This is a genomic window from Bradyrhizobium sp. 61, assembly GCF_023073075.1.
In the GTDB taxonomy this organism is placed as follows: Bacteria; Pseudomonadota; Alphaproteobacteria; order Rhizobiales; family Xanthobacteraceae; genus Bradyrhizobium; species Bradyrhizobium barranii.
Genome location: NZ_JADPIU010000025.1, coordinates 1 through 4,675, shown reverse-complemented (window position 1 = coordinate 4,675; position 4,675 = coordinate 1). Strand labels below are relative to the sequence as shown.

At 60.8% G+C, this 4,675-nt stretch carries 4 protein-coding genes and 3 pseudogenes; 1 reads left to right on the top strand and 6 read right to left on the bottom strand.

Annotated features, from left to right (window positions below):
• Positions 1 to 12 precede the first annotated feature (12 nt).
• Together IVB46_RS09030 and IVB46_RS09025 are read right to left on the bottom strand one after the other, a co-directional pair.
• Positions 13 to 681, bottom strand: coding sequence for a hypothetical protein (locus IVB46_RS09030; RefSeq protein WP_247342531.1), 669 nt, complete (start codon positions 679 to 681; stop codon positions 13 to 15).
• Positions 682 to 738: 57 nt separating this feature from the next.
• Positions 739 to 1,497, bottom strand: a pseudogene (locus tag IVB46_RS09025) (IS66 family transposase); the annotation flags it as partial.
• 60 nt (positions 1,498 to 1,557) lie between these two features.
• Here IVB46_RS09025 and IVB46_RS09020 point away from each other — a divergent pair.
• A pseudogene (locus IVB46_RS09020) lies at positions 1,558 to 2,561 on the top strand (IS110 family transposase).
• Between the two features lie 229 nt (positions 2,562 to 2,790).
• On the opposite strand, the pseudogene IVB46_RS09015 reads toward IVB46_RS09020, so the two are convergent.
• From IVB46_RS09015 to IVB46_RS09000, 4 genes and pseudogenes are all read right to left on the bottom strand, one after another.
• Positions 2,791 to 3,609 (bottom strand): annotated as a pseudogene (locus tag IVB46_RS09015) (IS66 family transposase); the annotation flags it as partial.
• Positions 3,610 to 3,681: 72 nt separating this feature from the next.
• Positions 3,682 to 4,029 (bottom strand): IS66 family insertion sequence element accessory protein TnpB, encoded by a 348-nt coding sequence (gene tnpB, locus IVB46_RS09010; protein WP_247316089.1) that lies wholly within the window; start codon positions 4,027 to 4,029, stop codon positions 3,682 to 3,684.
• Positions 4,026 to 4,436, bottom strand: a complete 411-nt coding sequence (locus IVB46_RS09005; RefSeq protein WP_247316090.1) for a transposase — start codon at positions 4,434 to 4,436, stop codon at positions 4,026 to 4,028. The genes tnpB and IVB46_RS09005 overlap by 4 nt, the downstream gene beginning before the upstream one ends.
• Before the next feature lie 24 nt (positions 4,437 to 4,460).
• Positions 4,461 to 4,675: hypothetical protein (locus IVB46_RS09000; protein ID WP_247342528.1), on the bottom strand; the 215-nt coding region annotated here is incomplete at its 5' end.

Genomic DNA, 4,675 nt, shown 5'->3' with positions numbered 1-4,675 from the left:
CAGAAGTTCGAGTCAGGACGCTGGGTGCCGTTTGGTGACCTCGTGAGTGGGGAATAGCGGGCCATCAGGCCCTTTCTTTTGCACAGACAACCGGGACCATGAAACGATTTCGGCCCAGGTACTGACCGTGTTCAACACCGAAGCGGGCAGCACCTTGGATCGTTTGTCACTGCCGAGCTGGTAACGGGTGAGGCCCGCTCGCTGGCAAACGAGGTCTGACAAGCGCAACAATGCGTAGACGGGTTCACGAAGTTGGTTGGCGAGATCTCCAGCCGGCAGAAGCTCCAAGAGGTTCACAAATCGCTGAAGATAGAAGCCTGCAGATTCCCAAATTCCCTTGAGGACCCGAAAATCGCCGCGCGGGGTCACGATCAGCGTCACAAAGACATCTTCGGCTGGATCTTCCTTGGCGCCGAGCCTTCCTTTTCCAGCTTCCGCAAAGATGCGCCCCACGATCTTTCGGTTGGGTTTGCTTCGACCGTCGCCTATGGCGAGCGTGAGATGCACGAGAGCTTCGAGGCGAAGACAGTTGCCTTGAAGTTCCGGTACCGCGAGCAATCCGCCGAACGTAGCTGCAAGTCGGAGCGGGTCGAACGATTGGATGTCACGCAGATATGTCCGCAGTTCAGCGACGACAGGTCCCAGGTCCGTACGGCCGCCGATATCCGCCATCATCGCCATCAGGTCTGTACGCGTCCGGTGATGGCCCCTGGTTACGTCATTTTGGGCTGACCGCGCTTATGCGGCGTGAGCGATGTTCTGAGGTCGCCAATTCCAGGGCATGAGTTCGTGGATGCGCTTGGCGGGATGATCCGGGAGACGGGCCAGCACGTCGGCAAGCCAAGCCTGTGGATCGATGTCATTGAGCTTCGCGGTGGCGATGAGGCTGTAGATGGCAGCCGCACGCCGGCCGCCCTCATCGGATCCGGCGAAGGTCCAATTTTTTCGGCCCACGGCGACCGCCCGTAGCTCACGCTCTGCAGCATTGTTGGACATGCAAAGCCGTCCGTCATGAAGGAAGCGGCTAAATGCATCCCAGCGGCTGAGGCAGTAATTAATCGCTTTGGTCGTGTCGTTGTTCCTGGAGAGCTTGGCGCGCTGCTCGCGCAACCACGTCTCCAGCTCGACGATCATGGGGCGGCTACGCTCCTGGCGCACACGCAGACGCTCCTGCGGAGCAAGGCCGTTGATCTCTCGTTCGATGGCGAACAGGACATCGACGCGCTTGACCGCCTCGGCCGCGATCGGCGCGTTAGTGAGGCGCGCCAGATCAAAGAACTTGCGTCTGCCGTGCGCCCAGCACGCGGCCTCGATGATCGGGCCGCCCTTGCGATTGGCCTCGTAGAGCCTGCCAAAGCCGGCGTAGGCGTCGGCCTGCATCAGTCCGGCATAGCCCGCCAGATGCTGCTCCGGATGTGCACCGCCACGATCGGGCGAGTAGAAGAACACGGTCGCCGGCGGATCTGGGCCGGCAAACGGACGGTCGTCGCGCACGTAATGAGATGGACGGTCCCCGCCCTGATAAGCTCGAAAGAGCACCTAGAAGGAGGACAAGCTATGGCTATGACGACAATGGGGCTTGATATCTCGAAGAGCTGGTTTCAAATCCACTGGATTACGGCGGATGGAGAAATTATCCGCAAGAAGCTCGCCCGCGGGAAGGTTCTCGATTTCTTTTCACGGCTTCCAAGCTGTCTCGTTGGTCTTGAGGCTTGCGGCAGCGCTCATCATTGGGCTCGTGAACTAATAAAGCTTGGACACAAAGCGCGTCTTATGCCGGCCCGCTACGTACGAGCCTACGTGAAGACAAACAAGCATGATGCTGCTGACGCGGAGGCGTGCTGGGAAGCCGTCCAACGGCCTGGCATGCGCTTTGTCCCTGTAAAAACTGTCGAACAGCAGGGAATTCTAATGCTACATCGCACGCGCGATTTGCTCATCCGACAGCGCACAGGCGCGATAAATGCTCTGCGTGGTCATTTGGGCGAGTTGGGGATCGTGACCGGGAAGGGAAAAGCAAACGCGAGAGAGCTCATGGCACTCGTGGACGTTGACGAGCGTATTCCACAGAGCGCGCGTAGCGCCCTTTCAATCCTTGTCGATCAGATCGAAGACCTTGAGCTACACATTGAAAACTACGAAAAGATGATCCTTGCAACTGCCAAAGACAATGAAGTCTGTCGGCGTCTCATGAAGGTGGCGGGCATCGGCCCATTTGCCGCCACTGCCCTAGCGGCGTCTGTCGACCATCCACAACAGTTCGCGTCGGCAAGGCATTTCGCTGCCTGGCTTGGACTAGTACCAAAGCAGCATTCGACCGGGGGAAAAGAGCGATTGGGTGGCATCAGCAAGCGCGGCGACGGCTACATTCGTAAGTTGCTGATACATGGCGCCCGAGCGGCCGTTCATCGCGTCCGTATCCATCAGGTCACCAATACCTGGATAACAGAGCTGCTCGCCAGGCGTCCCTTCAATGTCGTGACGGTGGCGCTGCTCACAAAACTGCACGGATCGCTTGGGCGATCATGGCCACTGGTGAAGAGTACCGCGCGCAAGTATAGATCGAGCGTGGTTCCGTTTGCGAGGGCAAAAGCAGAGTGATGGCAACCGGTCGGACCGGGGTCGGCTAAGCCCGTTGGACCTATCGAGCTTCAGAGCTCGCCAACGTAACTGGGCGCCGATCCGCGGATCTCATCAAGGCTCGTGGCATTGCCATAAAGCCGGATAGATAGCTGCAAACGATCGTTAGCCGAAACAAAGCAAATGGCCTTGCAAAGCGGGGACCGTCCATAGATAGGTCCAGAGCCGGCCGGTCCGGGTCTTGCCCTTGGCCAGGACCGGCACCGTGGTGTCATCGGCGTGGATGCGCTCGGCTGCGAAGACATGGCTCCGGATCGCATCTACCAGAGGCATCAGGGTTGCTGCGGAGGCACCTACCCAGTCCGCGAGCGTCGATACGTCGAGGTCGATGCCTTCACGCCGGTAGACGTCGCTCTGACGATGAAGCGGCAAGTGCAAGCCGTACTTGGCGAACAGGACATGGGCCAGCAGCTTGGGCCCTGCACGCCCGCGCGCAATCGGGTGCGAGGGAGCGGGCGGCTGGGTGATCGCTTCGCAGGCCCGGCAGACGAGCTTCTCGCGCACGTGCTGGATCACCTTCCACTGGCGCGGAACGAGCTCCAGCGTCTCGGTCACGTCCTCGCCAATCTTGCGCAATCGGCTGTCGCCGCAGCATGGGCAGGTGGCAGGCACTGGATAGATAATGCGCTCCCGCGGCAAATGCTCCGGCAGCGGCCGGCGTGCTGGCTTGCGGCGCTCGAACGATGGCACCGCAATCTTCTCGGCTGCTATCTGCGCCGCGGTCTCAACTTGTACCGCATTCTCCTCCAAGTCGGCGAGCTGTAGCTCGAGCTGGTCCAGCAATGCGCTTCGCTCGGAGGACTGTCCGAACTGCTCGTGCCGCAGCTTCTTGATCGTGAGCTTGAGCTTCTCGATCAGCAATGTCCCCGCCTGGGCTTCTGCCTCTGCGGCCAGGCGGGCCGTTCGCTCGGCGCGCAGCATCGCCTTCAGCGTGGTCACATCGTCAGGGAAAGAATCATCGGCGCCCATGCCAACCAGAGAATCATAACTTGCCGTCGCTGTCCGAACCGCCGATCGTGGTATCGATTCAAATCCTGGCGATCAGCCGGCCGCCTGCGGCCGCCACGTGTGTTGCGGCATCCGCCAGTCAATGCCCTCCAGCAGATAGCCAAGCTGGGCCGGGGTGATGGTCACCACGCCATCCGCCGGCGACGGCCAGAGGAAACGGCCGCGTTCCAGCCGCTTGGCGTAGAGCGACATGCCCAACCCATCGTGCCAGAGGATCTTGATCAGCTTGCCGCTTTTGCCACGGAACACATAGAGGTCGCCCCCGTGCGGGTCTCGCGTGAACGCTTCCTGCACCAGCAAGGCCAGCGAGTTCATGCCGCGACGCATGTCGGTGTGGCCGGTCGCAATCCACACCCGCACGCCCGACGCAATGGGGATCACCGTAGGCGCCCATCTGCGAGCGCCGCCACGGCTGCCTTCAGCGTCGCCGCGTCGACCGCACCCGTGATCCGCATCCGAGCCCCGGCCGCAAACTCGATCTCGATCGACCCGCCACTGCTGGCCGGCGCGACTGGGCAAGGCGTCAGACCTGATTCCGCGATCACCATCGCCGGTACGAAGCCAGGTTGATGGGCGGCATCCTTCGGCTCAGGCCGAAACGACCGTCGCCATCGCAGCAGCAATGAGCGCGAAACGCCATACCGCCGCGCTGTTGCCGCGACCTGGCGCGGCGCCTGTAAGCTCTCCAGGACGATCTTGAGCTTCTCATCCTCGGACCAGCGCCTCCGCCGACCCGTCTCCACTACCTCAAGCCGCTCGACTTGGGCACTGCGCCTATCACTGTCCATAAGGACAGTTCTCAACAACACGCCTCATTCGGCAAGGCGGCCTTCACCGGACGGATACTCAGGTCTTCGCGACTCAGAGATAGCTTGCTCACGAATCACCCATCCAAATTGGGCACAGTAAGGCGCGGCCACCGGACTAACACTACTTTGGCAGAATGTGTTTTCGCCGCTGTTTTTCAAGGATTTGCTTTCGGCAATATGGGCACTGCTGGGGCGGCGGCCGAAGGATGAGATCGACG